The organism is Polyangiaceae bacterium (assembly GCA_020633235.1).
GTDB lineage: Bacteria > Myxococcota_A > Polyangia > Polyangiales > Polyangiaceae > JACKEA01.
The window spans coordinates 385309-410865 of sequence record JACKEA010000008.1 but is presented as its reverse complement, the minus strand read 5'-3'; the positions used below and the strand labels follow the sequence as shown (position 1 = coordinate 410865).

At 67.4% G+C, this 25557-nt stretch carries 24 protein-coding genes; 15 read left to right on the top strand and 9 right to left on the bottom strand.

Going from position 1 to position 25557, the window contains the following annotated elements; all coding sequences use genetic code 11:
* Position 1: 1 nt before the first annotated feature.
* The 4 genes from H6717_37910 to H6717_37895 form a co-directional block, all read right to left on the bottom strand.
* Positions 2-274: a hypothetical protein gene (locus H6717_37910; protein ID MCB9582877.1), complete on the bottom strand. Its 273-nt coding sequence runs from the start codon at positions 272-274 to the stop codon at positions 2-4.
* A gap of 163 nt (positions 275-437) precedes the next feature.
* Positions 438-1682: a hypothetical protein gene (locus tag H6717_37905; protein MCB9582876.1), complete on the bottom strand. Its 1245-nt coding sequence runs from the start codon at positions 1680-1682 to the stop codon at positions 438-440.
* Positions 1675-2454: a hypothetical protein gene (locus H6717_37900; GenBank protein ID MCB9582875.1), complete on the bottom strand. Its 780-nt coding sequence runs from the start codon at positions 2452-2454 to the stop codon at positions 1675-1677. The genes H6717_37905 and H6717_37900 overlap by 8 nt, the downstream gene beginning before the upstream one ends.
* Positions 2455-3729: a WD40 repeat domain-containing protein gene (locus tag H6717_37895; GenBank protein MCB9582874.1), complete on the bottom strand. Its 1275-nt coding sequence runs from the start codon at positions 3727-3729 to the stop codon at positions 2455-2457.
* 254 nt (positions 3730-3983) lie between these two features.
* Between H6717_37895 and H6717_37890 the strand changes: the two genes are divergently transcribed.
* From H6717_37890 to H6717_37880, 3 genes are all read left to right on the top strand, one after another.
* Positions 3984-4703, top strand: coding sequence for a hypothetical protein (locus H6717_37890; protein MCB9582873.1), 720 nt, complete (start codon positions 3984-3986; stop codon positions 4701-4703).
* A gap of 163 nt (positions 4704-4866) precedes the next feature.
* Positions 4867-5508 carry a hypothetical protein gene (locus H6717_37885; GenBank protein MCB9582872.1) on the top strand — a complete coding sequence of 214 codons (642 nt, stop codon included), beginning with the start codon at positions 4867-4869 and terminating at the stop codon, positions 5506-5508.
* A gap of 305 nt (positions 5509-5813) precedes the next feature.
* Positions 5814-6131, top strand: coding sequence for a hypothetical protein (locus tag H6717_37880; protein MCB9582871.1), 318 nt, complete (start codon positions 5814-5816; stop codon positions 6129-6131).
* Positions 6132-6417: 286 nt separating this feature from the next.
* Here H6717_37880 and H6717_37875 read toward each other — a convergent pair whose 3' ends face one another.
* On the bottom strand, positions 6418-7512 hold the full coding sequence (locus H6717_37875; GenBank protein MCB9582870.1) for a hypothetical protein: 1095 nt from the start codon (positions 7510-7512) through the stop codon (positions 6418-6420).
* Positions 7513-7926: 414 nt separating this feature from the next.
* Between H6717_37875 and H6717_37870 the strand changes: the two genes are divergently transcribed.
* Positions 7927-8979, top strand: coding sequence for a hypothetical protein (locus H6717_37870; GenBank protein ID MCB9582869.1), 1053 nt, complete (start codon positions 7927-7929; stop codon positions 8977-8979).
* A gap of 33 nt (positions 8980-9012) precedes the next feature.
* A complete protein-coding gene (locus H6717_37865; GenBank protein MCB9582868.1) occupies positions 9013-10314 on the top strand; it encodes a hypothetical protein in 1302 nt (433 codons plus the stop codon).
* Positions 10315-12129: 1815 nt separating this feature from the next.
* On the opposite strand, the gene H6717_37860 is transcribed toward H6717_37865, so the two are convergent.
* Both H6717_37860 and H6717_37855 read right to left on the bottom strand, forming a co-directional pair.
* Entirely contained in the window at positions 12130-12954 is an 825-nt protein-coding gene (locus H6717_37860; GenBank protein ID MCB9582867.1) for a polysaccharide deacetylase family protein, read from the bottom strand.
* On the bottom strand, positions 12955-13461 hold the full coding sequence (locus tag H6717_37855) for a hypothetical protein (protein MCB9582866.1): 507 nt from the start codon (positions 13459-13461) through the stop codon (positions 12955-12957).
* A gap of 460 nt (positions 13462-13921) precedes the next feature.
* On the opposite strand from H6717_37855, the gene H6717_37850 reads away from it, so the two are divergent.
* The 3 genes from H6717_37850 (at position 13922) to H6717_37840 (ending at position 17280) form a co-directional block, all read left to right on the top strand.
* The gene (locus H6717_37850) at positions 13922-15346 is read left to right on the top strand and encodes an MBOAT family protein (GenBank protein MCB9582865.1); all 1425 of its coding nucleotides are present in this window, start codon (positions 13922-13924) and stop codon (positions 15344-15346) included.
* A gap of 322 nt (positions 15347-15668) precedes the next feature.
* Positions 15669-16775 carry a HEAT repeat domain-containing protein gene (locus H6717_37845; protein ID MCB9582864.1) on the top strand — a complete coding sequence of 369 codons (1107 nt, stop codon included), beginning with the start codon at positions 15669-15671 and terminating at the stop codon, positions 16773-16775.
* Between the two features lie 4 nt (positions 16776-16779).
* Positions 16780-17280 carry a hypothetical protein gene (locus H6717_37840; GenBank protein ID MCB9582863.1) on the top strand — a complete coding sequence of 167 codons (501 nt, stop codon included), beginning with the start codon at positions 16780-16782 and terminating at the stop codon, positions 17278-17280.
* A 6-nt stretch (positions 17281-17286) separates the two neighbouring features.
* Here H6717_37840 and H6717_37835 read toward each other — a convergent pair whose 3' ends face one another.
* Positions 17287-17754: a hypothetical protein gene (locus H6717_37835; GenBank protein ID MCB9582862.1), complete on the bottom strand. Its 468-nt coding sequence runs from the start codon at positions 17752-17754 to the stop codon at positions 17287-17289.
* 150 nt (positions 17755-17904) lie between these two features.
* On the opposite strand from H6717_37835, the gene H6717_37830 reads away from it, so the two are divergent.
* Genes H6717_37830 through H6717_37820 form a run of 3 tightly spaced genes read left to right on the top strand, consistent with a single transcriptional unit; the run spans position 17905 to position 21429 of the window.
* Positions 17905-19038, top strand: a complete 1134-nt coding sequence (locus H6717_37830; protein MCB9582861.1) for a hypothetical protein — start codon at positions 17905-17907, stop codon at positions 19036-19038.
* Positions 19032-20207: a S1 family peptidase gene (locus H6717_37825; GenBank protein MCB9582860.1), complete on the top strand. Its 1176-nt coding sequence runs from the start codon at positions 19032-19034 to the stop codon at positions 20205-20207. Before H6717_37830 ends, H6717_37825 begins: the two co-directional genes overlap by 7 nt.
* Positions 20208-20217: 10 nt before the next feature.
* Positions 20218-21429 carry a hypothetical protein gene (locus tag H6717_37820; GenBank protein MCB9582859.1) on the top strand — a complete coding sequence of 404 codons (1212 nt, stop codon included), beginning with the start codon at positions 20218-20220 and terminating at the stop codon, positions 21427-21429.
* Here H6717_37820 and H6717_37815 read toward each other — a convergent pair.
* Complete coding sequence (locus tag H6717_37815; protein MCB9582858.1) at positions 21426-22241, bottom strand: helix-turn-helix transcriptional regulator; 816 nt, start codon at positions 22239-22241, stop codon at positions 21426-21428. The genes H6717_37820 and H6717_37815 overlap by 4 nt on opposite strands.
* Positions 22242-22357: 116 nt before the next feature.
* On the opposite strand from H6717_37815, the gene H6717_37810 reads away from it, so the two are divergent.
* The 4 genes from H6717_37810 to H6717_37795 all read left to right on the top strand — a co-directional run bounded on the left by H6717_37810 (position 22358) and on the right by H6717_37795 (position 25531).
* Positions 22358-23278, top strand: coding sequence for a 2-oxo acid dehydrogenase subunit E2 (locus H6717_37810; GenBank protein MCB9582857.1), 921 nt, complete (start codon positions 22358-22360; stop codon positions 23276-23278).
* Positions 23279-23603: 325 nt separating this feature from the next.
* On the top strand, positions 23604-23981 hold the full coding sequence (locus tag H6717_37805) for a hypothetical protein (protein ID MCB9582856.1): 378 nt from the start codon (positions 23604-23606) through the stop codon (positions 23979-23981).
* Positions 23982-24035: 54 nt separating this feature from the next.
* Positions 24036-24962, top strand: a complete 927-nt coding sequence (locus tag H6717_37800) for an ADP-ribosylglycohydrolase family protein (protein ID MCB9582855.1) — start codon at positions 24036-24038, stop codon at positions 24960-24962.
* Between the two features lie 122 nt (positions 24963-25084).
* Positions 25085-25531, top strand: coding sequence for a hypothetical protein (locus tag H6717_37795; protein ID MCB9582854.1), 447 nt, complete (start codon positions 25085-25087; stop codon positions 25529-25531).
* Positions 25532-25557 lie beyond the last annotated feature (26 nt).

Here is a 25557-nt window from a genome sequence, read left to right as displayed (position 1 = left end):
GTCAGCGGCATAACTTTGCCCCACGCTCCCAGCCCTCGTGACCTCCGTAGCGCATGAGCCGCTCCGCGACCCAGGGCACGTCTTCCAGCGTGATGCGGTAGTTGGGGTCCTCGGACCAGAAACACTGCGTGTACAGCTCGCGAAACGCCCTCCGAGCCTCTCGCACGCGCACCATGTCGCGCGCGGCCTCCGCGCTCAGACGCCGCCGGCTGGCGCGCCCGCCCCGCCGACCAATCTCCGCGAGGTAGCTCTTCACCTTGGGGTCCATCAACATAGTCAGCTTACGATATTACTTTTTCAATTTCAAGCTCCTAGCTCGACGCGGGATCGTGATGCGGGATGCCGCGCGAGCACCAGCTCGAGCGCCTCCCGCACCCCGCTACGCCCCAACTTCTGCAGCGCCTGGGCGCGCTCGTATCAGCCTACGGAGACGTACCTCAGTTGACACACGGGTCAGGCACCGGCGGCACCGGCGCGGCCACGCTGCCGACGTTGGCCGCGATGCTCTCGAAGCCGAACCCTACGCTGATGCCGTCGCAGGTCAGGCTCGGATCGCCGTTGCTGCCGTCCTTCATGATGTCGCTCGCCGCGCGGAACTGTTGCGCGATGCTGTCGAAGGTGGCGCCGTTGCACAGGTTCGGATCAAAGGCGCCGGCGACCTTCTTCAACGCCTGGATCAGCTCCTCCGTATCCAGCACGCCGGCGATGATGCCATTGGTCCCCACCATGGCCGTCCCGGACCCGGAGATGTCGGCGGTGATCAGGCCCTGATGGATGGTGAGCGGCCAGCTCGATCCGAACACTTGGAGATCCGCTGCAATGGGGCCGGACGCGTGGCCCACCCAAGTGCCGCCCGAGACGTAGGACGCGAGCGTGACCTTGGGCTGTGCCGCACTGCCGTTGACCGACTCTGCGGTGATGGGCCACGCGTCGCTGCCGTTCCAAGCCGGAGTGCCGGAGAACGGTGCCGCGTTCAAGAATCCCGCCGTGAGCGGGCTCTGATTCGGCCCCGTCGCGAGGCCGACGAAACGGAACAGCATCGTACCATTGCCGTCTTGGATGCTACTGATGATGTCCGCCGTGGGGCTGGAGGTGAACGACTTCAAGATGGGGACGATGTTGGCGCCGAAGGAGTTGTCGACGCCGCCGTTGCCGTCGGTCTTCACGGAAGCAGGGTTCGCCCCCTTCTGAGGCGTGCAGTGCGCCGTCGAATTCTTGTTGCTGAAGTGTCCGTCCAGGTCGTAGCCGTACGTCTTCCAGGCATTGGGATCGGACAAGAGCTGCCGGTCCGTGTCTCCCAAGAACAGCTTCTGGACCACCAGTGCCGACACCTGTGTGCCACCCGCCGGAGGACCACCGGGATCCGGCGGGGGATGTGCCGTGGGAGGCTGCTCCGTGCTGCCGCCAGTGCCACCCGCACCACCGACACCACCAGCGCCACCAGCGCCACCAAGCCCAGCGGTACCGCCAACCCCACCGAAGCCGCCCGTTGCCCCCGTGCCGCCGGTTGCCCCCGTGCCGCCCGTTGCCCCCACGCCACCGGTCGCCCCCGTGCCACCAAACGCACCGAATCCACCCGTTCCAGCTCCGCCATCGGGATTGCCGCCACTCCCCGTGGAGTTTCCGCCACACGCCATCGTCATCGCAGCGGCCGCCGCTACCGCACCCCAAGCTCTAAGCATGTTCATCCTCCCGCGCCGAGCGTAGCACGGCCGAACGTCGACGCCGCCGGAGCAGCAACAACGCGCCCAAGAGTGTCGCCGCCCCGAAGCCACCCGGATCACCCGCACGCCGCACGCTGCACCCCCCGTCGCTGGTCGTCATCACCGGCGGCCCGGCGTCCGGCACGCCTCCGTCGATGCACTCGCCGTCGTAGGCGTACTCGTCCTTGGTGCACTGCTCCAGCACCGCTTTGCACCAATAGCTCGTTCCGGACTTGCCGCACACCGGCACGTCGTCGCTGGCGCACAAGCCCTCGTTGCAATAGCCCGGCTGGATCCGCGTGCACTCCTGCACCGTAAGCCCGTTGTCCTTGGCCCACTCCGCCACCCCCAGCGTCTGGATGTCGGGCACCCGAGCGTTGTTCTCGCGTCGCGAGATCTGCTGCGCCAGCTCCTTGGCCCCCGATTCAATCATGAGCGCGCCCACCGCACAGGCCCGGCCGTCCTTGTCGATGAAGTACGGCACGCGCGCGTCCTTGAAGTCCGTGTTGTGGGGAAACACGCCGCGCGCGCGGTAGTCACGCAGGCGCTGGATGGCGAGCTGCCGCTTCGCCTTCTGCTCGGGCGTGAGCCCGGAGACATCCGCTGCAAGCAGCTCCTTCTCCACCTCCGCAAAGTGCGCCCGCAAGCGCACGCGATCGGCCTCCACCGGACCCAGAGGTTCCGCCCATGCCCACGAGCTCGCCGTGAGTCCCAGCCCCAAGCCCACCACCCAGCTCCATACTGACGCCATCTAGCGATCCCTTTCCATCGGTTGCCACTTCACTTGCCCGAGGTCCCGCAGGTTGGAGTACGGGCCGTGGAGGAGAATCGGCGCTTTGTTCGAAGCAAAGCCGAGATACAACGCCGCCCCCACCTCGAAGGAGTAGCGCTGGGGCGCCACCCACTGGAGCGCACCGATGCCGTTCTTGCTTTCGAACACCGTGTGACTCGACATGGACTCGAAGTCGACGCGCAGCAGACGCGAGCGTGTCTCGTTCGCCAGCGCGAGCAGCGCGCGGCGGCCGTCCGGAGACAGCGCCGACTCGTCCATCCGCTCCCCCGACGACCCGAAGTAGGACACCGGTCCGCCGTGGGTTGTCACGTGCCGCGCGTACTTGGGATGCTGCTGAGATATGACCAGCGCGTTCTGGCCAGCGATCAGGACTTCTGCCGCATCCCCGATCGGGGCAGTCGAAAGCATCGTGATTCGACCTGCCGAGAGAGATGCGAAGGTCAATCCCTTCGGCGTGGCGTACGCGAGCACGGAGCCATCGCGGGAAATCCAGAACCCGTACAGGGCGTCGGAGATCACCGTCGTCTCGATCGGGCTCCGACTCGCGTCGACTGCAGACAGGACCTTGCCGTGCCTCAAGATGAGCGACCCGCGGCCCCACGTCATCTGACCGTTGCTGGCACCCACGGGCTGTGGAGGCAGCGCGGGCTGGCGCGTGTCGACGACCCACGCGCTCTCACCATCGTCGTCCTTGCCTTCGAACGCCAACCAACGGCCATCCAAGGACCACTGAAAGCGCAGATACTTCAGCGCCGCCATCGGCACCGCGTGCTCTTCACCGTCTGACTCCAGGATGGAGAGCGTGGACAGTTGACTACCCTCGATGTCACGCACGAACGCCAGGCGGTCCTCGGCCGGCGACCACGCGTAGTCTCTGGGGTAGAGCCAACCGGCAACGGGGATGGCGGCAAGGGTGACACCGCTATTGGCGTCGAGCATCCGGAGTGCGTCATCTGCGCTGTCGATGCACGCGGCAAGCCGTATTGACACGGACCACACAGGTGCCGCGCTGCAGGAGCCACGCCACGCCTCGACGAAGTCGTTGTCCGCATCTGCGACTATGTATCCCTCGTCATTGCTGTACGCGAGCCACCGTCCATCGGGCGACCAGGCCAGGTCGACGTAGTCGTTCTTTTCCCCTGGTGCCCCCAACCGCCGCGGCGTCAGATCCGCTTCGTTCATCACGTCCACGACGTACGGCGCAAACTGCGTGAGCGCGTCGCGATCTGCCACGAAGGCCAGGTACCGCGACGGCACCGGCTCATCGAGCGGAGTGCGACCGCACCCCACCGAGAGCACGCCACACACAAGGAACCACCCCCGAAACCACGACATCAGCCGCGACAGCATAGCGCAAAGGCGCGCGAGCGCGAATCGCTGCGCGTGGTTCCGCGGCGTTCCGACAATATTTGGCATCTGCATGTCGGTCCGCCGCGAGGCCTCGCGTCGAGCCGATTTTCTCCGCCCCGGCGCGGCGAAGGTATGGCATGAAGCGCGGCGCGGGCAGACGGAGCACCACGGCGGTGTTCGGCCTGGAGGAGTATTCGATGACGAAGACGCTGTGTGGGGTGATCGCTCTCGGTGTGTGTGCGGCTTTGGCGACGACGATGAACGAGCCGCAGGCGTTCGCGGTTCCGCCCATCAAGAAGGCCATTTCCAAGACCACCAAGATCAAGCTCCAGTACAAGGGGTCGAAGGCGCTCAGCGTGGCGCAGAAGCTCGCGTTCTTGAAGGACTCCGCCAAGGACGAAGGCGTCGCGCCGCCCACCGGCTTGGACGCACCCGTCAAGCTCTCCGCGCGAAGCATGTTCGTCGCTGGCAAGGCGGACCTCAACGCACACTGCGCTCGCTCCGTGGATGCCCTCGCCGACGAGATCATCCCGATTCCATGGGTGAATCCCTACGCCGGCGGCACGAAGCCCTGCAACTGGGGCGGCAGTCAAGGGATCGACGTCCGATTCGGTGTGACTCAGGTGAACAAGCCCGTGCTGCTCGACGTCGTCCTGTCGGCGACGGTGATGAGCTCGGTCCTCATGTGGGACCCGACGGGAACGGGCACGCGGCTCAACCTGATCCTTGCTGGCGGGGAAACCGGCCACTTCATGTTCATGGCCGTGCCCAAGAAGACGGGTTGGTTCACGGCGCAGCTGCAGCTCGTGAATGGGGACGTCAAGATCAAGAGCGTGGAAATTTCTCAAACGCACTGATCGTAGAACGCCCGCGGCATCTCGTGGAAAGGGTGGCGGCGCCGGTCCCTCGAAATCGGCGTCGCGCGCCATTTTGCAGGACTTCTTGCCAATCTCGTGGCAAGAGCTGGTGCTGCGGCAGACGGCGTACCACGTGGGTGCGCGGCCTTGGAGGAGCGTAGTGATGAAGAAGAAGCTGTACGGGGTGATTGCTCTTGGTGCGTGCGCGGTAGCGGCAACGGTGATTGCCGTGCCCAAGGCGCAGGCCATTCCGCCGATCAAGAAGCCGGTCACCAAGACGGTGAACGTTCCCAGCCTCAACACCGATCGCCAGCTGAGCCCCGCCGAGACCCTCGCCCTCAAGCAAGCGCAGTTCCAGGCCGCCAATCTCCCCACGCCGCCCGGTTTGTGGGGCACCGTCCAGCTTTCCGCGCGCAACATGTACGCCGCCAATTCGGCGGACCTGACCCCGCACTGCCCCCAGAGCATCGATCCCGTCAAGAACGAGATCGTCCCCAGCCTGTGGCAGTTGAACACCACCGGCCAAGCGCCCTGCGCAGCCGCGCACAAGCAAGGCCTCACCCTGCGCCTCAACTTCACCCGCCCCAACGAGGGCGCCATCGTCGCCGTCGCCATCGACGCCAAGACCAGCGGCCACTTCGAGTGGGCGGCGCCGGCCCATCGCGGCCAGTCTCCCGCCAGGACCTTCGGCCCGGGCTTTCACGTCTACCACTCCATGTTCATTCCCAAGTCGCCCGGCTGGTTCACGGCGGAGCTCCACGTCCGTCAGGGCGACGCGGTGATCAAGGGCATTCAGATCAACTGACGCGAGGGCGCGTCGTTCATCTGCGCCTCCGTTTCCCGATCTCAGAGCTCGACGATCTCGCAGTCGAGGGCCTTGGCGCACCGTTCCACGAGCGGCCAGGCCTCGAGCTCGTCTTCGTCCCCCTGCCGCGAATGTAGGGCAACTATTTGCTCAGATCCGTGATCATTCGGAGCGCATGGTCGACCATGTCGCCAAAATGATCATCGTACTGAGCATTTTTCGGAGGCGGTGCGCGCCAGCGCTGCGCACTGAACGGCGACGCTTCCATGCCGTCGCAGCCGCATGCCTTGAGCTACCCTCGCCCCATGCGTATCAACACCATCGTGGGCTCGTTGGTCGGGGCATTTGCGGTGTACGGCGTGCTGGCCGCATGCAGCTCGGGGGCGGGCTCCGCCTTCCTGGCGGACGCCGGCCTGGACAGCGGCAGCGACGCACACTTCGACAGTCCCGTGCGCCGGGCCGAAGCGGCGCCCGCAGACTGCACGCAGTGGGAGTTCAAGGTCATCGAGGCGCCCGCCCTGAACACGCCCTTCAACACCGGCGACTGGGAGCCGGTGGGCGGCAATCTCACCAACAGCACGACGGGCAACACCGAGATCTACCTCCGCCGCTGCGTACCTTGATCTTCAGGCCTGCTCCCGGATCCGCAGGCTTGCTCCCGGATCCCCAGGCTTGCTCCTGGTCCCCAGGCTTGCTCCCGGATCCTCAGGCTTGCTCCCGGATCCTCAGGCCTGCTCCCGGATCCTCAGGCCTGCTCCCTGATCCCCAGGCTTGTCGATCCGGCGCGGAACCTCGCGGGCGTGTGGTTCCGCGCCGGACCGACATGCTTGCGGAGGAGAGCGGAACACTACGAGGAACCCTCCCGTGGCCACCACGGCCCGAACGCCCATTGGCGAACGTGTCGTCGGCTCAGTTGCAGACGGGGATCCCTGGGTCGACGCCGCCGCCTTGGATGCTCGAGCTACCGCAATAGCCCTTCTGCCCAAGCGTCGCTTCGAAGTTGGGATCGTTGAATGCTCGGCACACGAAGCTCGGGTTCTTGCAGTCGGCATTGCACGAGCACAACTGCGCACACGAGCCCTGATCGCCGATGCCGGGGGTGGAGATCAGCGTGGAGCTGAAGAGGCAGAACCCAGGCGCCTGAGAGGTTCCGTCCCAGCCGCACTGCGCCGGCGCTCCCAATGTGCAGCGCTCAGTGCAGGTGTACGTGAAGGGCACGCTGCTGCCCGGGTTCACGATGCCGGTACAGTTGCCCTTACACTCACCAGGACCGCCGTCCTGCTGCACGCACTCGGCACCGAGATCCTTGCCGGTGGCCGGGGTGGCCCGGCACAGACCGCTCTTCGGGTCGCAGTGCAGGGTGCCGCAATCGGCGTCGCTGTTGCATTGGGGCAAGCACGCCTGGCCCACCAGGGACACGCCGTCGCTCAGCGGGCTGCATGCCATTTCCGGGCGGCCGTGGCACTTGCTCGGGAGAAAGGTGTTGCCCGGATTGCCGAAGCTGCAGCCTTCGAAGCAGAACCCCACACCCGTCGAGTACTCGAGACACACGGCGTTCGAGCCGAGACCTTGACAGTCGAAGTCGGAGGCGCACGCCGCGGTGCACAGGCCCTTCGCCGGGCCGCCGCCGTCCAGCGCGCCTGAGCTCGGGGTCAAACACGTGAGACCACCGCATTGCACTGCGCTGGCGCAGGCGCTGCCGAACATCAGGCTGCTTCCGCCCCCCGTTCCGCCCGTTGCGCCGAAGCCCCCCGTTGCGCCAAAGCCCCCCGTTGCGCCCGTTGCGCCCGTTGCGCCGAAGCCGCCCACTGCGCCGGTTCCGCCCGTTGCGCCGAAGCCGCCCGTCCCGCCCAGCGCGCCACTATCTCCGCCGGTTGCTCCGAAGGCTCCAAACCCACCGGCGCCGCCACCGTCAAAGCCGCCACCGCCGCCGCCGCCTCCCGCAGACGAGCAAGCAACGAATCCTGCGCCCACCACCACCATCCCCAGGAGCTTCTTCAGCATCGGTCGATCCTCGTTCCTTCGCCGTTGCGTCGTCCAAGGCCTATCGACTAGCGCGTGCCACGCATTACATCGACTTACATCTCGTGAGACGCGGTGGTTCGCTGAGCGTTTGAAACGTACGCTGGTCTGCATGTGGAAGTTCGCTGCGTTGGGTGTGGTGTGCGCACTGACCGTGGTCACGACCGCGTGTAGCGGCGGGGATGACGACGCCAAGACGTCGTCGCAGCCCGATGGCGGCGCGGGTAGCGGCGTGGGCGGCAGTGGCGGCGCGGCGGGCAACGCGGGCGGCAGTGGCGGCGCGGCAGGGAGCGGCGGCGCAGCGGGCGGCGGCGCTGCAGGAGCGCGGGCGGCAGTGGCGGCGCGGGCGGCAGTGGCGGCGCGGCGGGGAGCGGCGGGCTCCAATTCGGCTACCCCGTGTACACGCAAGCGGAGATCGACGCTTGGTCCACGAGCTCCAAGGAGTACACGCGGCTCGCCAGCAGCTGGGCCGGCAACGTGAACAAGACCTATGCGCCGTACGGCACCGAGATCAGCAGCGTGGAGCGCGACGTGCTGCGCGACGAGTCCGTTTACATCAAGGTGCAGGCGGTGCTGTGGGCGGCGGACGGCAAGCCGGAGCGGCGCACCAAAGTCGTCGCTCTGCTCGACGAGCTGCGCGGCGTGACGTCCTGGCAGACCGACACCGCGATGCAGTACCGGCTGGTGGCGGGTTGGACGTGCACGAACCTGGCTCAGGCGGCGGCGATCGTGCACTACCAGGACAAGGACTTCACGAGCTTCTTGGTGAACGTGAGCTATCCGATCTTGGACTGGACCAACGGGCCCAATTGGCACGCGAGCTTCGCGGACTCCAAGCTGGCCATCGCGGCCTACGTTGGAGACATTGCGTTGTGGAGCGACGCGAAGCAGTACTTCTACCAGCGCATCGCGCAGTCCATCTATCACTCCAAGTACGACGGCAACGCGGTGGTACCGCTGCTCAACGACAAGAACCAGCCCCACGTCGCGCTCACCAAGCAACATTGGGGCGGCGGCGTGGGCGCGGCGCAGATCAACGACGACTTCACGCCGGTGAACCCCGGGCAGTTTCCGGATGGCGTGAACGCGGAGCGCATGCGCGATCTGGGCCACGTTTCGATGGGGCTCGGCGCCTTCATGCATGCGGCCCGCACGGTGCTCGCGCAGGGCGACTCGCTGGAGCCCCATGCCTACGACCGACTGCGCGATGCCTACGCGCACCATGGCTACCGCGTGCTCACTTACATGCAGACCGGCACGGTGCCGGATCCGAAGCCCATTCAAGGCATTGGTGGGGGCGCGATCAACCAGGCGTGGCTGGGGGCGAAGCGACTGTTCAAGAACGACACGCCCGCGGACGTCGTCACGCTGTGCAGCCGACCCGAGGTGACCAGTTTTCCCGCCGCGGGGGCCAATCACTTGAGCGCGGAGGCATTCACGGACGAGTAGGAACAAGGCCGCGCTGCGGGTGTCATAGCTCGCATGCCCGCGAATCGTCGGCTCATTGCGCTGGATTGGGGGGACTTCGCGGTTTGCCGCCGGGTGCTCGCGCCGGGGGAGCGAATGCGGGTGCCGGGCACGGCGCACGTGCTGGAGATGGACGCGGCCGGCGCGCTGCGATTGGACGGCAGTGCGGAGGTTCCGGAGCAGGTCGGCGCGCTCACGGTCACCACGTCGGACGTCGTGGTCGGGCGCTTCGGGAGCCGTCAGTGGCTTCGTGATCTGGCGGGCGCCAGCGCGCTGTTCGCGTACTTCGGCGTGTTGCTCTCCGTCGCACTGTCCGGGCCGTCGCTCGGCGTCGGGCCCGAGCTCACCGTGGATCGCGACGCGCGGACCCAGGCGGCGCTCCGCAAACAGGCGCACGCGCCGCGGCTCAGCTTCGAGGTCTCGCCGGACTTCCACGCGCGCCTCGCACCGGCCGCGCCGCCAGCGGACACCGGCGGGCACATGCTGTTGCCGGAACGACCCGCGCCAGAGCGCGGAGAGCGCGTCGTCGCAACGCGCACGTCGAAGCCGGATCGCCGCCGCGGCGGCACGGGTGCGCGCGCGCTCTTGGAACGCGGGCCCGCGGGCAGCCCCCGCGCACCGAAAGCCCTCGGCCATTGGGCGCAGCTATCGCTGCACATGCGCGGACGGGAACACCTCGCGAAAGAGTCGCGTCTCACGGACGCCGAGCTCCTGTTGTACGCCATCGGCATGGAGTCGAGGTCGTACGCCGACCGCTGGGGGATCGACGCGGAGCCGCCCACCGGGGACGTGATCGTGGCGTCCTTCGGAGAGCGCACGTACCAGGGCAACGACGAGTGGGACACCACGGGCAACATGTACGGGCCCGAGCCCGCGGATCCGCGCGGCACAGGGCTGGCCGTATCCGGGGTCGGACCGGGTGGCAGCGGCACCGCGCCGGGAGCCGGAATGGGCGCCGCGGGCCTACTGGGGCACGGCGCCGGTCATGGGCAGGACCAGGGGCGCGGCGCGGCGGATGCGTCGCCCTTCGCGCGGGCCGCCGCCCTTGGTTCCCACGCGCCGAGCGCGCCGTCCCTCACCTACGTCGCGACGTCCCCTGCCGCCGAGCGCACGCTCCAGCGCGAGGCGCGCCGCCTGCGCGCCTGCACCCGCGGCTCGCCGCTCATCGACTTCACCATCACGCCCGAGGGCCGCGCCGAGAACATCGCCGTCACCGACGCCACCGCGACCGCGACGGCGTGCCTGACCCGCGTCGTGTCCTCGCTGCACTTCGCCGCGAGCCCCCGCGCCGTCCACGTCGCACATCGCATCCGCTGACCGCCGCCGCGCGGCGCGCGAAGCGCACCGTCCGCGCCGCACATCGCATCTGCTGACCGCCGTCACGCGCCACGCCTGCGCGCCTGCACCCGCGGCTCGCCGCTCATCGACTTCACCATCACGCCCGAGGGCCGCGCCGAGGACATCGCCGTCACCGACGCCACCGCGACCGCGACGGCGTGCCTGACCCGCGTCGTGTCCTCGCCGCACTTCGCCGCGAGCCTCCGCGCCGTCCGCGTCGCACATCGCATCCGCCGAACAGCGGACGCTCTCACGGGGGTTGCTCGCGCCCGAACTACTTCGCATATCAACCGATTTCCGCGCACCACATCCCCCATGAATCCCCACAAATTCCGCCCCCGCAGCACTTCCCCATGCACGCCACGCCGGCTCTGACCGACTTCGACCCTCACGACCCCGAAACCAACAACTCCACCCCGCCCCAACTCGCCGCCGTGCCCGCCAACAGCTCTGACCGACTTCGCCCCAACTCGCCGCCGTGCCCGCCAACAGCTCTGACCGACTTCGCTCCCGCGCGCCGCCCAAACTACTTCGCATATCAACCGATTTCCGCGCACCACATCCCCCATGAATCCCCACAAATTCCGCCCCCGCAACACTTCCCACCGCGGCTGCGTCGCTGACCGCCGTCGCACGCCTGCGCGCTGCACCCGCGGCTCGCCGCTCATCGACTTCACCATCACGCCCGAGGGCCGCGCCGAGACATCGCCGTCACCGACGCCACCGCGACCGCGACGGCGTGCCTGACCCGCGTCGTGTCCTCGCCGCACTTCGCCGCGAGCCTCCGCGCCGTCCGCGTCGCACATCGCATCCGCTGACCGCCGCCGCGCGCGCGAAGCGCACCGTCCGCGCCGCACATCGCATCTGCTGACCGCCGTCACGCGCACGCCTGCGCGCTGCACCCGCGGCTCGCCGCTCATCGACTTCACCATCACGCCTGAGGGCCGCGCCGAGACATCGCCGTCACCGACGCCACCGCGACCGCGACGGCGTGCCTGACCCGCGTCGTGTCCTCGCCGCACTTCGCCGCGAGCCTCCGCGCCGTCCGCGTCGCACATCGCATCCGCCGAACAGCGGACGCTCACGGGGTTGCTCGCGCCCGAACTACTTCGCATATCAACCGATTTCCGCGCACCACATCCCCCATGAATCCCCACAAATTCCGCCCCGCAGCACTTCCCCATGCACGCCACGCCGGCTCTGACCGACTTCGACCTCACGACCCCGAAACCAACAACTCCACCCCGCCCCAACTCGCCGCCGTGCCCGCCAACAGCTCTGACCGACTTCGCCCCAACTCGCCGCCGTGCCCGCCAACAGCTCTGACCGACTTCGCTCCCGCGCGCCGCCCAAACTACTTCGCATATCAACCGATTTCCGCGCACCACATCCCCCATGAATCCCCACAAATTCCGCCCCCGCAACACTTCCCCATGCACGCCCGCCGGCTCTGACCGACTTCGACCCTCACGACCCCGAAAACCACTTCGCATATCAACCGATTTCCGCGCGACCCAACCCCCATGAATCCCGACAAATTCCGCCCCCGCAGCACTTCCCAATGCACGCCACACCCCCCTTTCACCTTCGCCCGCGCGCGGTTAGAACCACTTCGCATATCAACCGATTTCCGCGCGACCCACCCCCGTCGATCGCGCCGTGCCCCCGCGACCGGGCCCCCGGCGATCGCGGCACGCCGAACGCGGTGGATCGCCGCGCGGCCGAACGCGGTGGATCGTCACCCGCCCGCGGTGTCCGCTGAGTGCGGTTCCGCGGCGGCCCGACAACCAGATTTCAGGCTTCTTGTTTGCTGCGGCGCGGAACCTCGGGCTCCGCGGCGCCCAGGAGCTCGGACAGCGTCACGGCGCGCAGGCCCTTGGCGTCGATGTCAGCGAGGATGTCCGGCAGTGCCGCGATCGTCGCGGGAACGAAGTCGTCGTGCTCCGCCGCATCGTGCAGGAGCACGATGGCACCGTCGTCGATCTTCTTGGTCACGCGCTCGGCCACACGCTCCGGATCCGTTTCGCCGATGCCGTCCACGCCTCGGGCCGACCATGCCACGAGGCGCGCGCCCGCCCGCTTCGCGCCCGCGGCGGTGCGCGTGCTCACGTAGCCCACCGGCGGTCGGAACCACTCGGGGCGTTCGCCAATGGCACTCTCGATCACGCCACGCGTTCGCTCGATGTCCTCCGCCACGTAGCGCGGCGTCTTCAACGCGAATAGTCGGTCGTGCTGGTAACCGTGCAGCGCAATCTCGTGACCGGCTGCCCGCATGTCCTCGAGCAGCTTTGGATACAGCCGCGCTTTGCGCCCGACGACGAAGAACGTCGCTTTGTGCCCGCCGCGCTCCAGGATCTCGAGCACCTGGCGCGTGGTCTCCGGAAAGGGACCGTCGTCGAAGGTGAGCGCCACGGCGCGGCCCCCCGGCTCGGCCCGGGAAATCACGTCCCCGTACATCTCGAGCTGCGGCATCAGCACGCCGACGGTGCACAGCGTGGCGTAGGCAATGAACGCCGTCACGGCGAACCACATCGGCACGGGTCCCATCACCAAGGACCGCGCGAGCAGCGCCAGCCCGCCAATGCTCGTCACCCACAGGACGATGCGTGCCGGCGGCATCTAACGTCGAGCGGAGCGCCGCTCTTCCGCGGCCGGCTCTTCCAGCACTTCTTCCAGCCCACCCTCGGACAACTCTTCCACGCGCTTCTTCCCTTGCGCCTTGTCCGCGTCCCCACTCTTGGGCTCTTCACCGGTGTTGTCGATCTCGTACAGCATCGCGAGCCCCGTCGCGATCACCGGTAGGCTCGCGATGGGCAGCTCCCCGAGGACACCGTTGCCAAAGGCACCGAGATCCAGATGCACGGGTGCCCACTTGCGCAGCACGAACATCGCGCCGGCACCCACCAGGGCGCCCACGAAGGCCTTGAGCCCCGCTTCGATGCGCGCGCCCTCCGCCCAAATCGGCTTGCCCGCCACGAGCCCCGTCAAGACCCCCGTGACCACTGCAGCCAAGTACGCCAGCACTGCTCCAAACGCCGTCAGCCCCAGCGCCTTCACGAACAAAAGGCCCAGGATGCCTCCCACGAGGATCCCTTTGACCACGCCGAAGAGCAGCCGTTTGAGCATCGCCGCTAGCCTTTGCCTCCGAGGGCCCGCCGTCAACTGGAAGACTGCGGATCCCAGAGCGGATTTTTGGCAGATTGGGCGCTTCCTGCTCGACGCGGCCCCCAAGATTTCCTAACCCGGGTGGCCCGCCGTGCTGTTCAACACCCTCGCCTACGCGAAGTTCTTCGCGATCGTGTTCTTGGTCGCGTGGACGCTGGCCAATCGGCGCTGGGTGGCGTTGCTCCCGTGGTTCGCCGTGGGCGCCTTTACAGTGTTCGGCGAGCGCACGCCGTCAAGCCTCGGCATCGCGGCCATCGCGCTGCTCCTGAGCCTCACGCTGTGCCGAAAGACTCCAACGGACGCGCCCCCGCCCCCGCAGATCGCCCTGGCGAGCTTGCTCGTCAACGGCGCGGCCCTCGGCTTTCTTACGTTCACCACCGCGCATCGGGATCCGCTCACCCTCGGCCTCGTCGGCATCGGCTTGCCGCTCGGCAAGGGCGCCGCGTGGACCATCGCCGGCGGTGGGGTCGGGCTCGCCCTCGGCTACCTTCTGCTGCGCGCCCGCAAGGTGCGGCTGCTCTTCATCCTGGGCGCCAGCTACGTCTTCTACGCCCACTGGGACTGGCGCTTCCTGCCGCTGATCTGGGCGTCGTCCACCATCGATTGGCTGCTGGGTCACGCCATCTTCAAGGCCAAGAACGAGCGCAGCCGCAAGCTCTGGCTCGCCGGCACGGTGGTGGTGAACCTCACCATCCTCGGCATCTTCAAGTACTACAACTTCGGCGTGGACAGCGCCGTGGCCGCGCTCCACGGCCTGGGCATCGACGTGCCCCACCGCACGCTGAACGTCGCTCTGCCCGTCGGCATCAGCTTCTTCACGTTCGAGTCGATGAGCTACGTCATCGACGTGTATCGCGGCGACATCAAGCCGCAGAAGAGCTACTTCGAGTACCTCGCCTTCGTCGCGTTCTTCCCCCACCTGGTCGCCGGCCCCATCGTCCGCCCGCGGGATCTGCTCCCGCAGCTGGCCGGCCCTCCGCGCTGGAATTCCGCGGAAGGCAGCGAGGCCCTGTTCCTCATCGCCACCGGCCTGATGAAGAAGATCGCCATCGGCGACTACCTCGCCCTCAACCTGGTGGACCGCGTGTTCGACGCGCCCATCCAGTACTCCGCGCTCGAAAACTACGCCGCCGTCCTCGGCTACGCCGTGCAGATCTACTGCGACTTCTCCGGCTACACGGACATCGCCATCGGCTCCGCCCTGCTGCTCGGCGTGCGCTTCCCCTTGAACTTCGACTCTCCCTACAAGGCGCCCAACATCCAGGACTTCTGGCGCCGCTGGCACATCTCGCTGTCCACCTGGCTGCGCGATTACCTGTACATCCCGCTGGGCGGCAATCGCAAAGGGCCCGTACGCACGTACATCAACCTGATGCTCACGATGCTCCTCGGTGGCCTGTGGCACGGTGCCAACTGGACCTTCGTGGTGTGGGGCGGCATCCACGGCGCCGCCCTCGCCGTCACCCGCGCCTACCAACAGCGCAAACCGCGCAGACGTAAGCCCATCTCACCGCTCACCCACGCGGCCGCGGTCCTCTTCACGTTCCACCTGGTGTGCGCCGCGTGGATCTTTTTCCGCTCGGAGACGTTCCAGAAGGCGGCCATCGTCTTCGCGCAGCTCGGCACCCTCACCACGTATCACCCGAACCTGCCGTGGCAGGTCGTCGGCATGCTCGCCCTCGGCCTGCTGTCCCACTGGACGCCGGAACGCGTGTACCAGGGCATCCAGCGCGCCTTCATCCAAATGCCGGCCCCCGCGCAGGGTGCGTTCCTGTTCTGCGTCGCGCTCGTCCTCCGCGAGATGGCCACCGCCGACGCCGTCCCCTTCGTCTATTTCCAGTTCTGACCCCGCGCGCCGTCCGGAAATGGCCACGGCCGCTCATTTCCGGAGCGCCCCCCCGCTGTTCATTTCCATGTCGGTCCGCCGCGGAACCTCGCGCCCCGACGCCCTGCCCGTCACAGCTCCTCGCGCCCCCGACGCCCTGCCCGTCACAGCTCCTCGCGCCCCGACGCTCTCCCCGTCGCGCCGCCCCTGGTCGCCCTGCGTCAATTCCCGTCGCATGTCCGAAAAGCGGACATTTCACCCCGCTCACTCGGGAGCCCCCCCCTTCCACGTCCGCTTTTCGGACATCCCGCCGCGTCGATGCTACCTCCTCCAGAAGCGAGCCATGGATCCCCTAGTCAATCGAGCCCGTGATCTCCTGCGAGCGGAAGACGCCGGGGCGTACGCAGATGCCGTCGCCGAGCTTCACGAGCGACCGACGAAGACGGTGTTCGACGATTGCGTGGCTCTATCGTCCAGCCCGCGCCATGAAGACCGCCGCCTGTCGGCAGACGTGCTCGGGCAACTCGGCTACGCGGACGGATTTCCGTTCCGCGACGCGACGCTGCCGTTGCTCACCCAGCTGCTCTCGGATCCGGAAGCGGCTGTCGTGCAAGCGGCCGTGCTCGCCTTTGGACATCTGGACGCGGACGCCTCGGCCGTTGCATCACTTGCGGGACACCCAGACCCCAACGTCCGCGGCGCGGTCGCGTTCGCGCTGCTCGGCCTGGAATCGACGCTGGCAATCGACACGTTGATCGCTCTGTCCGACGACGACGCATCCGAGGTTCGCGATTGGGCGACCTTTGGCCTCGGCTCGCAGATCGACACCGACACCCCGGAGATCCGCGACGCGCTCCTCGCCCGCGTCGAGGATCCCGATCCCGACACGCGCGCGGAAGCCATCGCCGGCCTCGTCACCCGTCACGACTCGCGTGCCGTCGATGCGCTCATCGGAGCGCTCAGCAGCCACACGGTCGGCTCCCTCGAGGTCGAAGCGGCGCGCGACCTCGGCACGCCCGAGCTCGCACTTCCCTTGGAGCAGCTCCGAACGTGGTGGGACGTCGATCCGCTGTTGCTCGAGCTCGCCATCTCTCGCTGCAAGAAGCCCACGGACTTGAAGCCCTTTCGCTTGCTGGAGCCCGAAGTCGACGGTGGTCAGTGGACCTTGTACCTGAGGTCCGCGGACTCGCTCGACCTGCACCAGGTCTTCCAGAAGGCGAATCACCGCGCGGGTGGGTACGGATGGGAAGCCGTGGCCAGCTATCTACTCGAAGAACACCTGGAGGAAGCCGTCGCGCGACGGATCGGGCTCGACTGCGAGAACGACACGTTCGTGGCGCGCTCCGCTGACAAGAACGCGCTCCGGCAGCTCGCCGAGCTCATGGTGCCACTGGCCCGCGACAGCGCGTTGCTCGCGCAGCTTCTCCAACGGACTCTTGACCAAGAGTAGCCCCGTGACATCGAACCTCGAGGATTCCGCCTGGGCGCACATCGAAGCAGAACGCTTCGCGGAAGCAGAAGTGCTCCTGCGCCAGGCCATCGCGCAATCCGACGAAGCCCACGAGCTGTGGCATCTGTTCGCAATGCTTGCCGGCGTGCTCAACGAGCTGGGTCGACCCGCCGACGGCACCGCGGCGTACCGACAGGCTCTGGCAGAAGCCCGAAGCATCGGACCCGATCGGCTCGAGGTGGGCGCGTGCCGCTACATGCTCGCCAACCAATGCTTGATCTACGGCGACCCGGCCGAAGCGCTCGCGGAGGCGCTTCCCGTTTCGAAGGGCGGCGGTCATGTGCAGTGCTTGTTGCACGCGGTGGCGGCCCACGCCCTTTGGAAGCAGGGACAGCGCTCCGAAGCTCAGAGCGCAGCGCGCAGGGCCCTCGACGCCTGTCCCACCGAGGCGCGCACGACGGAGATCGGCGAGCAGCTGGCGTACGTCTTGGAAGCGCAGCACTAGTCGACGTCAGAGCCGCGCCTCTTGGGCGAAGAGCAAGGTGCGCAAGTCCACACCCACACGCTCCTCGATCGCGGCGTAGTCCGCGGCCGTCAGCGCCCGCTTGGGAATGACGAGTCGGTAGCGGCCATCTGCGCCCCAGAGCAGGAACGTGCTCCCCTGGTTCACGAACCCGCGCCACCACGCGTTCACTGGCTCGCCACCGTTGAAAGACACGAAGATTGCCCCATCCTCGCGCAGGGTGAGCTCGAAACGTTCACGACCGAGAGCGAGAAACGACACGATGCCTGCAGCCTTGCGACCGCCCACGAGCCACCACAACGGCAGCAACGCAAGCCACCAGAGAGAGCGCTGTATCGCAAGCGCGAGGGGCGCCAGCAGGGCGCCGGCCCAACCACACCAAAGAACGACGGCGGGCCATTCGGTGCGCAGCCACTCGCGACGACGCAGCGTCCACCGAATCCGGTGCTCCAACACGCGCGCAGCTTCCCACGGCACACCGCGCCACGCCACGCTGGCACGTCGCGACAACCCCTTGGCACCTCCAGACAAGCAGCAATTTTGCGGAGCGACGTATCTCGATCGGAGCTGACGGCTCCTTTCAATCTCAACAAAGAGGAGAGAGGTATGTCTCTACGTTTGTCATCCGCGGCGATGTTCGTCGCGGCCGGTGTGGCACTGTTTGGTTGTGGGTCGAGCGCGCCCGACGAAGTGAACGCCCAGCGGCGTTTCGAACAGCGCGTTCAAGCGTGCCAAAGCGGCGACGCAGAAGTCCACGACGCGGTGCTCGGAAGCGAACGCGGCATCGAGCACTGGAACGTGTACAGCGCCCCGAAGGGCAGCTGCACCACGGGCGTGGATGCCACCGGCGCCCCCCTCGTCGTGATCTGGAACGAAGGGGAGGCCAGCGAGTCCCAGCAGACGAGCTTCACCCGCGTCACCACGCCCACCGCCGAGGCGTACTGGGCGGAGCAAGCCGACGGTCTAGAGCAACACATCTACAAGGACGGCGCCCCGGACTTGATCCGCGGCGACCTGTACACCGCACAACGCATGGACGTCGGCGTTGGTGAGTACAGCAGCAGCTGTGCTGGTGCCGTAATGGGCTTCGTCCTCGACGTGTTGGACACCGCAATCAGCTGCACACCGGAGGGGGCGCCGTTGCACGCAATCCAGATAGCCGCAGAGATCACGAGTGCGGCAATCTCGGCGCAAGCCAGTGGCGCTCCCGAGAGCGCCATCGAAGGCCTGGTGCGCGACATGATCATCGGCGCACTGAGCTCGGCGGGAGTCGACTGCGTGTACAGCATGACCAAGTTGATGACCGTCGATCTCAGCGCTTGTGCACCAACGACGGGCCCCACCTGCTCCTACGTCAACCCCGCCGATCGCGCCGCCTGCTTGTCTTCTGGGCGCATGTGCTGTGACGAGTCTCGCCTCAACGCCGACGGCTCGCGCAACTGCATGTGCGGGCTCTTTGGCTGTTACCGGTACATGCCCGCCGGCGACTGGGTCGACTGTGGGGCTGGAAAGTACGATCCCAAAAAGACCTGCACGATAGCGGACGACCCCGGCAACGAAGGCTTCATCGACGAGGGGGACTACACCTGCTCGAAGGGGGGCGGCGGCACCCACAGCGGCGGCGGAGCCGGCACCGTCTGCACTCACTGCACCTGCGACAACGGCTTCACGAAGTTCTCCGGTGAGGTCTGCGGCGAGACCACGGGCGACCTCATCGACGCTTGCTTCAACTCATGCTGAACCCCCGCCCGCTGGCGCTGCTGCTGCTTCTCACGGCCTGCAGCGCGAACACCACCGGGGAGCGCGACGATCACGTCGCGCTCCCCCTCTACGACTCCGCCGCGGCCCACGTGCAGAACGGCGTGGCGCTCTTCTCTCGAGGCTCGCTCACCTGCTCCGGTAGCCTGGTCGCCCCGAACGTCGTGCTCACCGCGGCGCACTGCGTCGAGCCCGAGCTCTTCGCCTTCGTCGAGTCCGGCGCCTACCGCGAAGTGCGCCTCGGCACTGCGCACCCGGATTTCGATCCCGCGACGGGCGAGCACGACATCGCCGTGCTGCTGCTCTCCGAGCCAGTGTCGGAGGTCGCGCCGGTCAGCGTCGGCCCCGCCGAAAAGCTCCAGGTCGGAGATCCACTGTGGGTGCTGGGCTACGGCACCGGGGACGACTTCGGCAGCCAGCGGATCGGCCGCGTCGCCATCAGCGACCTCGCGCCTGCGCTCATCACCACGGTCCCCGATCCCTCCCGACCCTGCCGCGGTGACTCGGGCGGACCGGCGTTCGGCCCCAAGGGGCAGCTCGTCGCGGTGGTTTCCCGCGGCGACACGGCGTGTGAGAGCTACGCCAAGCTCGCCCGCCTCGACGACAGCGCCCTGAGCTTCATCCGCGGCTTCGTGGACGAGTACCGGGAACACACGCGCCAAGGAGGGGAGCCCTGCAAGCTCGACTCCCAGTGCGCGGCGGGCAGCTGCGTCGCGCCAGGTGACGCACCGTCCCACGCCTACTGCGCCACCCCGTGCACACACGCGACGGACTGCCCCTCCGACATGCGCTGCACCGCAGGCCAGTGTCTTTGGCCAACGCCGAGCCCCGGGGCGGAGGGCGCAGTTTGCGCCAGCAATGCGGAGTGCGAGAGCGGCGTGTGCGCCGGTTATCCGCGTGCGTGTCGCGCGCGCTGTCTGCCCGAGCAATCGGCATGCGGTCCCGCTCAGGAATGCCGGCGTCTCGACGACTCGGTCTGGGGCGCGTGCCTCGACACGGCCGACCTGACCGGCAGCTGCTCCCTCGGCCCGAGCTCCCCAACTCCTGGCGCCCTCTTCGTCCTTGCGTTCCTCGCCGTCGTCATTCGTCGTGGCGCTCCCAGATCAGCGTTTGGCACGCGCCGGAAAGCGAAGGCCCGCCTGCCCGACTAATCCCCCGGGCATGTTCGATCTGTTCATCGCGCTCGACGGATTCGGCCTCAACGGCTTCGAAGGACTGGCAGGCATCGCCCGCCTACGCTGCGCGCCCGAGCGAGATGATTACGAGATCGACGTCCGCTTCTACCCGGGCCTCTCGGGCGCCCACGCCACCCAGATCAACCCCAGTGGCACGTTGGGCTTTCTGGGAAACCTGGCCCAGTGCCTGTTCTTCTACGACCCGCGCACGCTGAAGGAAGTGCGCCGCGAGTCCACCTTGCGCTGGGCCGTACCGGACGTGCCGTACAGCAGTCAGACCCACGTGGTGTGGCTCGACGACGATCGCTTCGTCACTGTTCTGGGTCCCGACTTCCATCTGTTCCACATGTCCGATCTGAGCCACCCGGAACGCTTGGGCGCCCACGGGGTGACGCTCCCGCACGCCATCAAGCATTCCCCGTCGGGCCGATACTTGTTCTACGGCGCGATGGATCACGACCAGCATGGCTACGCCAACCAGGTCGGCATCTTCGATCTACAGACCCGCGAGCACCGGGTCGTCCGTCTCCCCGCCACGGTTTGGCACCTGGGCGTGCACCCCACACGAGACGTGTTCTACGCGCCCACTCAGCGCTGCACGCCGCAGAGCAACATGGAGTTCTCCGAGTACACCATCGCTCACTTCAAGAACTACCTGTTCGAGATCGACGGCCCCAGCGCCACCGTCCTGCGCCACCTCTCCATCCCGAAGGATCTGCCCGGCGCCCTCACCTCGGACGTGGTCGTCACCGAAGACACGGTGCTCTACAACTGTTGCGCCAGCAACGTGATCGCCGCGGTCGATCTGCAGACGCTGTCCCAAGTTCGCTACGTGGACGAGCGCGTCGGCCCCCTCGGCTCCGTGCTCCACATCCGCGCGGGCGTCTCCAACCTGGTGGAGGCCCTGAGCCGCGCGAACGTTCTTCGCGAAGCCCACTCCTTCGTCAAGGCCCTGCGCATCGCCCGCGGCTCCACGCTGGACGGCAGCTACGGCCTGCAGCTCAGCCCCTGCGGTCGCTACTTGCTGTCGGCGCACCGCGGACAGAACCAGGTCATCGTCTACAGCTACCCGGAGCTTCGCGTCCTCCGGCGGATCCCGTTCCCGCCGGTACGCCGTTTCTTCCCCGAGCACCTGGGTTGGCTCGATGACCCGCGCCTCGGCTTCCACCACAGCGCGCTGTCCACGGCCACGCTCTAGGTCGCTCGCTTGTGGCTCTCCCGCCATGCGCTCGGAGACTCACCCGTGTGTCGCCGAAACAGCGCGCTGAAGTGCTGCAGCGAAGCGCAGCCAACTTCCATCGCGATGGTGGTCAGCGGCTCTTCGCTGTCCAGCATCAAGCGCTGCGCCTCGGCCAGGCGCGCCAAGCCCAGCTGCTCCTGAAACGTCGTCTCCGCCTCGCTCAGCCGCCGCTGCAGCGTGCGCAGAGAGAGGTGCAATGCCCGCGCCGCATCCCCGACGTTCGCGTTCGTCAGGTGTGACGCGAAGTACGTCGCCAGCGCCGTCACGATGGGCGCGGCGTCCGCGCATTCCGCCACCACGTCGTCCAACACGCGCGCCAGCCCCTCGCAGGAAAGCTCCTCTTCGTGCTCGGAAAGCCAGCCGAGCGCGGGCGTGAGCGACGCGAACACGCGCACCGGATAGGGCTGCGGCATCACCGCGAACATGCCCGCCACCACGGCTCCGGGCAGCCCGTCCGGCCGAACCAACGCCAGCCGGGTGACCCCGCGCGCCAGCGCCTCCGCATTTTCCTCCACGTAGCTCCGCAGCTCCTCGAAGGCCGCCATGTCCACGCCGGTCATGCGGCTCGCGTCCACCACGGAAACGTGCGGCAAGGTATCCGCTGCGATCTCCTCCAAGAGCGATCGCCGCAGCGCCACCACGTCTTCATGACTCGGTCGACCCCACAGCACGATGCCCCACAGCTCGGGGCTCGCGCAGAAGTGAGCGAAGGTCGGCCCCGCAACGTAGCGGGCGCCAGGGCTCAGCTCCCCGGGGCTCGACCTCTGCATGGCGCCGAGCTTACGACGGCCCGCGCATTCGGACGAGGCTTCGGCGCGGAGAGATCACCAGTTGGCAGCTCCGTGAAAGTGATCCACCGCTCGCCGTCGTAGCGTCTCGCCCCACGATGCAGTTCTCCACCCTCCAGCCGCTCCCCACCTGGCGAAAGATCGCCCTCTCCAGCTGGCGCGCCAGCGACAGTCCCACCATCTACGGCTGGATGGACATCGACGTCACCGCGCTCCAAGCTCATCTCGCGCGGCTTCGCAAGACCACCGGCGCCCGGGTCACCCTCACCCACGCCGTCGGCAAGGCCGCCGCCACGGCCTTCGCGGCTCATCCCGAGTGCAACGCCATCGTCTCCCTCGGCCGTCTGCTCCAGCGCCGCTCCGTGGACGTCTTTTTCTCCGTCGCCGTGGGTGACGGCAAGAACCTGTCCGGCAGCAAGCTCTCGAACGTCGATCGCCTGACCCTCCCCGAGATCGCCACGGGCCTCGACGAGCAGGTCGCGCACATCCGGAAGCGCAAAGACACTCCGCTCCAGCGCTCGCAGAGCAAGCTCGAGCGCTTCCCCGGCTTCACCTTGGGCCCGATCATGCGCGCCACCGCCGCGCTCAGCTTCGATCTCGGCATGAACCTCGAGCCCATCGGCGTGCCACGCGATCCCTTTGGCACGGTCATCGTCACCAACGTCGGCGTGCTGGGCGTCGAGCAAGGCTTTGCGCCCCTCATCCCCGCCGGCCGCACTCCCGCGCTCCTCACCCTCGGCGCCGTGCGCGAAAAGGTCATCGCCGTCGACGGTCGCCCCCAGGTCCGCCCGGTGCTCACGCTCTGCGGCACCTTCGACCACCGCGTCGTCGACGGCGCCCATCTCGGAAAGATCAGCACCACCCTCCGCCGCCTCCTCGAAAATCCCGACGCCACCCCCAATCCCCAAGCCAACCTCGACCCCCAATCCACCCCCAACCCCCAAGCCACCCTCGACGCCCAAGCCACCCCCAACCCCCAAGCCACCCTCGACGCCCAAGCCACCCAGCACTCTAGCTAGCTCGCTCCCCGTCGAACCACGTCCCCTCCCAGCAACCTCCTCTTCTTCTCCCTCCAAGAGCTTGCCGGTCCGCCGCGGAACCACGCGCCCCCGACGCCCTGCCCGTGGCAAACCCTCGCGCCCCCGACGCTCTCCCCGTCGCGCCGCCCCTGGTCGCCCTGCGTCAATTCCCGTCGCATGTCCGAAAAGCGGACATTTCACCCCGCTCACTCGCGAGACCCCCCTTCCACGTCCGCTTTTCGGACATCCCGCCGCGTCGCGCGTCCGGCCATGGCACACAATGACGCAGCGCGGGTCGGCACACAAAATGCAGTCTCGAAACGCAATGGCACACTGGCCGTCCGCCACCTTGCCCGCCATCATGTTGGCGTATGGCTGCGGCCTCGCCTGCAGCTCCACCGACGACGCGATGGCTCCGGACGGCGCTGCGCCCGACGGCACCGCGAGCGCCGCGTGCGCCGTGTGCGGCCGGGCCTGGTTCACGTGTTCCACGCCGGGCTGGGAGTCGGTGGACTTCCAGGTGGAAGAGCAGACGGCCGTGGGCTGCAAGGGCCACATCATCCAGTTCAGCGGACCGACGACCGAGTACACGATCGACTGCCCGGCAAGTCAGATCTGCGACGCGACTGGCTGCAAGACTGCAACCCTGACGCCCACCAGTTTCAGCTGGGGCAACGCCACCTGTACGTCCAACGGCAAGTGACGCCCCTCTGCCCCCTCGCCGTGCTTCGAGCCCTCACGAGATGTACGCTTCGTCGTGCCAAGCCACAGGGATCCCCTGACGATTCACCCGGCCGAATCGATTCACGATCGCATCGTCGGCTGCATCGTCGGGGGCGCGATCGGCGATGCCTGGGGCAGCGAATACGAGGCACGTTCGGCCCCGCTCGACTTCACAGTCCCCAAGGCGTCACGCATCTCCGACGACACGCAGCTCACTCTCGCCACGTGTGAGGCGTACGTCTCGCACCGCGAGCTCCGCCCCGAGCATGTGGCCTCTCACCTCCTCGACTGGTTCACTTCAGGACGGGTCACCGGCCTTGGCTCGAGCACTCTCAAGGCCCTGCGCGATCTCGCTGCCGGCGCCCACTGGGCGCTATCGGGTGCGCGCGGCGAGTTTCCCGCCGGCAACGGCGTCGCGATGCGCGTCGCGCCGTTGGCCTTCCTCATCGATCCATCCCGCTCGAAGGATCGCATGGCCTTGCGGGACATTGCCCGCATCACGCACCACAGCGACGAGGCCTACGTCGGCGGCTTGCTCGTGATCGGTGCCGTTCGCTCCGCCGTCGCCGGCAACCGTTCACCCGCTGGCTTTCGCGCTGCGGCGGAGGACCTTCCCGAGTACTCACACGTGCGTGAGCGCTGCGACACCCTGATCGAGCGAGGCTTCTCCCTCGCGGAGGCCGCTACCGAGCTCGGCGTCTCCGGATGGGTCGTCGAGTCCGTTCCCTTCGCGGTGTACGCCGCGACCCACCTCAAAAGCCAGTCCCTCGAACACGTTCTGACGCATGTGATTTCCGTCGGCGGAGACACCGACACGACGGCCTCAATCGCCGGTCAGATCGTGGGAGCGAACGTCGGCCGCTCGAACATCCCGGACTCCTTGCTCGCAGGAATCGCAGATATCGATCGCGTGACCGAGCTCGCCACCAGATTCGCCGACGCCGTCATTGCGGCGGGCTAGCCATGCACGACGACCATTCGAAACGCACGAAACCGCCGAGTGAACGACTGCGTCCAGCCGCAGGCTCTGCGCGCAGTCTCGTGGAGCCAGCCTCGTTGGGTGACGACTCGCTGGATTGGACCGTGCAAGACTGGAAGGTCATTCGTGACCGAAGCGCGCCCATCGAATTCGACTGGTTCGCCGCGGATTTGCACGGCAACGTCGCCGTGTTGACATCGTATGGTGTCGGTCCCTCCCCCGCGCGGGTTCGAAGCTCACGCACGCGCTTCAACGCTCTGTTGAAGTTCGTCGTCCGCCTGCCACACACCACCAACGCATTCCTGGACCCGGCCGCCGCACGAGGCGACTACAGTGATTGGCGAGAGTACGCACGCCAAGGCTTGTTTGCGTATGACAATGGCGACGTGCACGCTCCACATCTCCAAAGCTATGAAAGGATCGCCCGCCCCGTCGTCCCAGTCTCGCTTGCGGCCCTGAACCTCCCTAAACATCTGCGGAGCCTCGTTCCTGTTCTTCCGATGCTGTTCCCGAGCACCCTTTCCCTGGCATTCGACCTCATCCCACCTTAGGCGGTCACACCCGAGCTGCGTTTGGC

Coding starts and splice junctions, on each gene's coding strand:
- H6717_37910 (MCB9582877.1), bottom strand. CDS start 274: ATGTTGATGGACCCCAAGGTGAAGAGCTACCTCGCGGAGATTGGTCGG.
- H6717_37905 (MCB9582876.1), bottom strand. CDS start 1,682: ATGCTTAGAGCTTGGGGTGCGGTAGCGGCGGCCGCTGCGATGACGATG.
- H6717_37900 (MCB9582875.1), bottom strand. CDS start 2,454: ATGGCGTCAGTATGGAGCTGGGTGGTGGGCTTGGGGCTGGGACTCACG.
- H6717_37890 (MCB9582873.1), top strand. CDS start 3,984: ATGAAGCGCGGCGCGGGCAGACGGAGCACCACGGCGGTGTTCGGCCTG.
- H6717_37885 (MCB9582872.1), top strand. CDS start 4,867: ATGAAGAAGAAGCTGTACGGGGTGATTGCTCTTGGTGCGTGCGCGGTA.
- H6717_37880 (MCB9582871.1), top strand. CDS start 5,814: ATGCGTATCAACACCATCGTGGGCTCGTTGGTCGGGGCATTTGCGGTG.
- H6717_37875 (MCB9582870.1), bottom strand. CDS start 7,512: ATGCTGAAGAAGCTCCTGGGGATGGTGGTGGTGGGCGCAGGATTCGTT.
- H6717_37865 (MCB9582868.1), top strand. CDS start 9,013: ATGCCCGCGAATCGTCGGCTCATTGCGCTGGATTGGGGGGACTTCGCG.
- H6717_37860 (MCB9582867.1), bottom strand. CDS start 12,954: ATGCCGCCGGCACGCATCGTCCTGTGGGTGACGAGCATTGGCGGGCTG.
- H6717_37855 (MCB9582866.1), bottom strand. CDS start 13,461: ATGCTCAAACGGCTGCTCTTCGGCGTGGTCAAAGGGATCCTCGTGGGA.
- H6717_37845 (MCB9582864.1), top strand. CDS start 15,669: ATGGATCCCCTAGTCAATCGAGCCCGTGATCTCCTGCGAGCGGAAGAC.
- H6717_37830 (MCB9582861.1), top strand. CDS start 17,905: ATGTCTCTACGTTTGTCATCCGCGGCGATGTTCGTCGCGGCCGGTGTG.
- H6717_37825 (MCB9582860.1), top strand. CDS start 19,032: ATGCTGAACCCCCGCCCGCTGGCGCTGCTGCTGCTTCTCACGGCCTGC.
- H6717_37820 (MCB9582859.1), top strand. CDS start 20,218: ATGTTCGATCTGTTCATCGCGCTCGACGGATTCGGCCTCAACGGCTTC.
- H6717_37815 (MCB9582858.1), bottom strand. CDS start 22,241: ATGCAGAGGTCGAGCCCCGGGGAGCTGAGCCCTGGCGCCCGCTACGTT.
- H6717_37810 (MCB9582857.1), top strand. CDS start 22,358: ATGCAGTTCTCCACCCTCCAGCCGCTCCCCACCTGGCGAAAGATCGCC.
- H6717_37805 (MCB9582856.1), top strand. CDS start 23,604: ATGGCACACTGGCCGTCCGCCACCTTGCCCGCCATCATGTTGGCGTAT.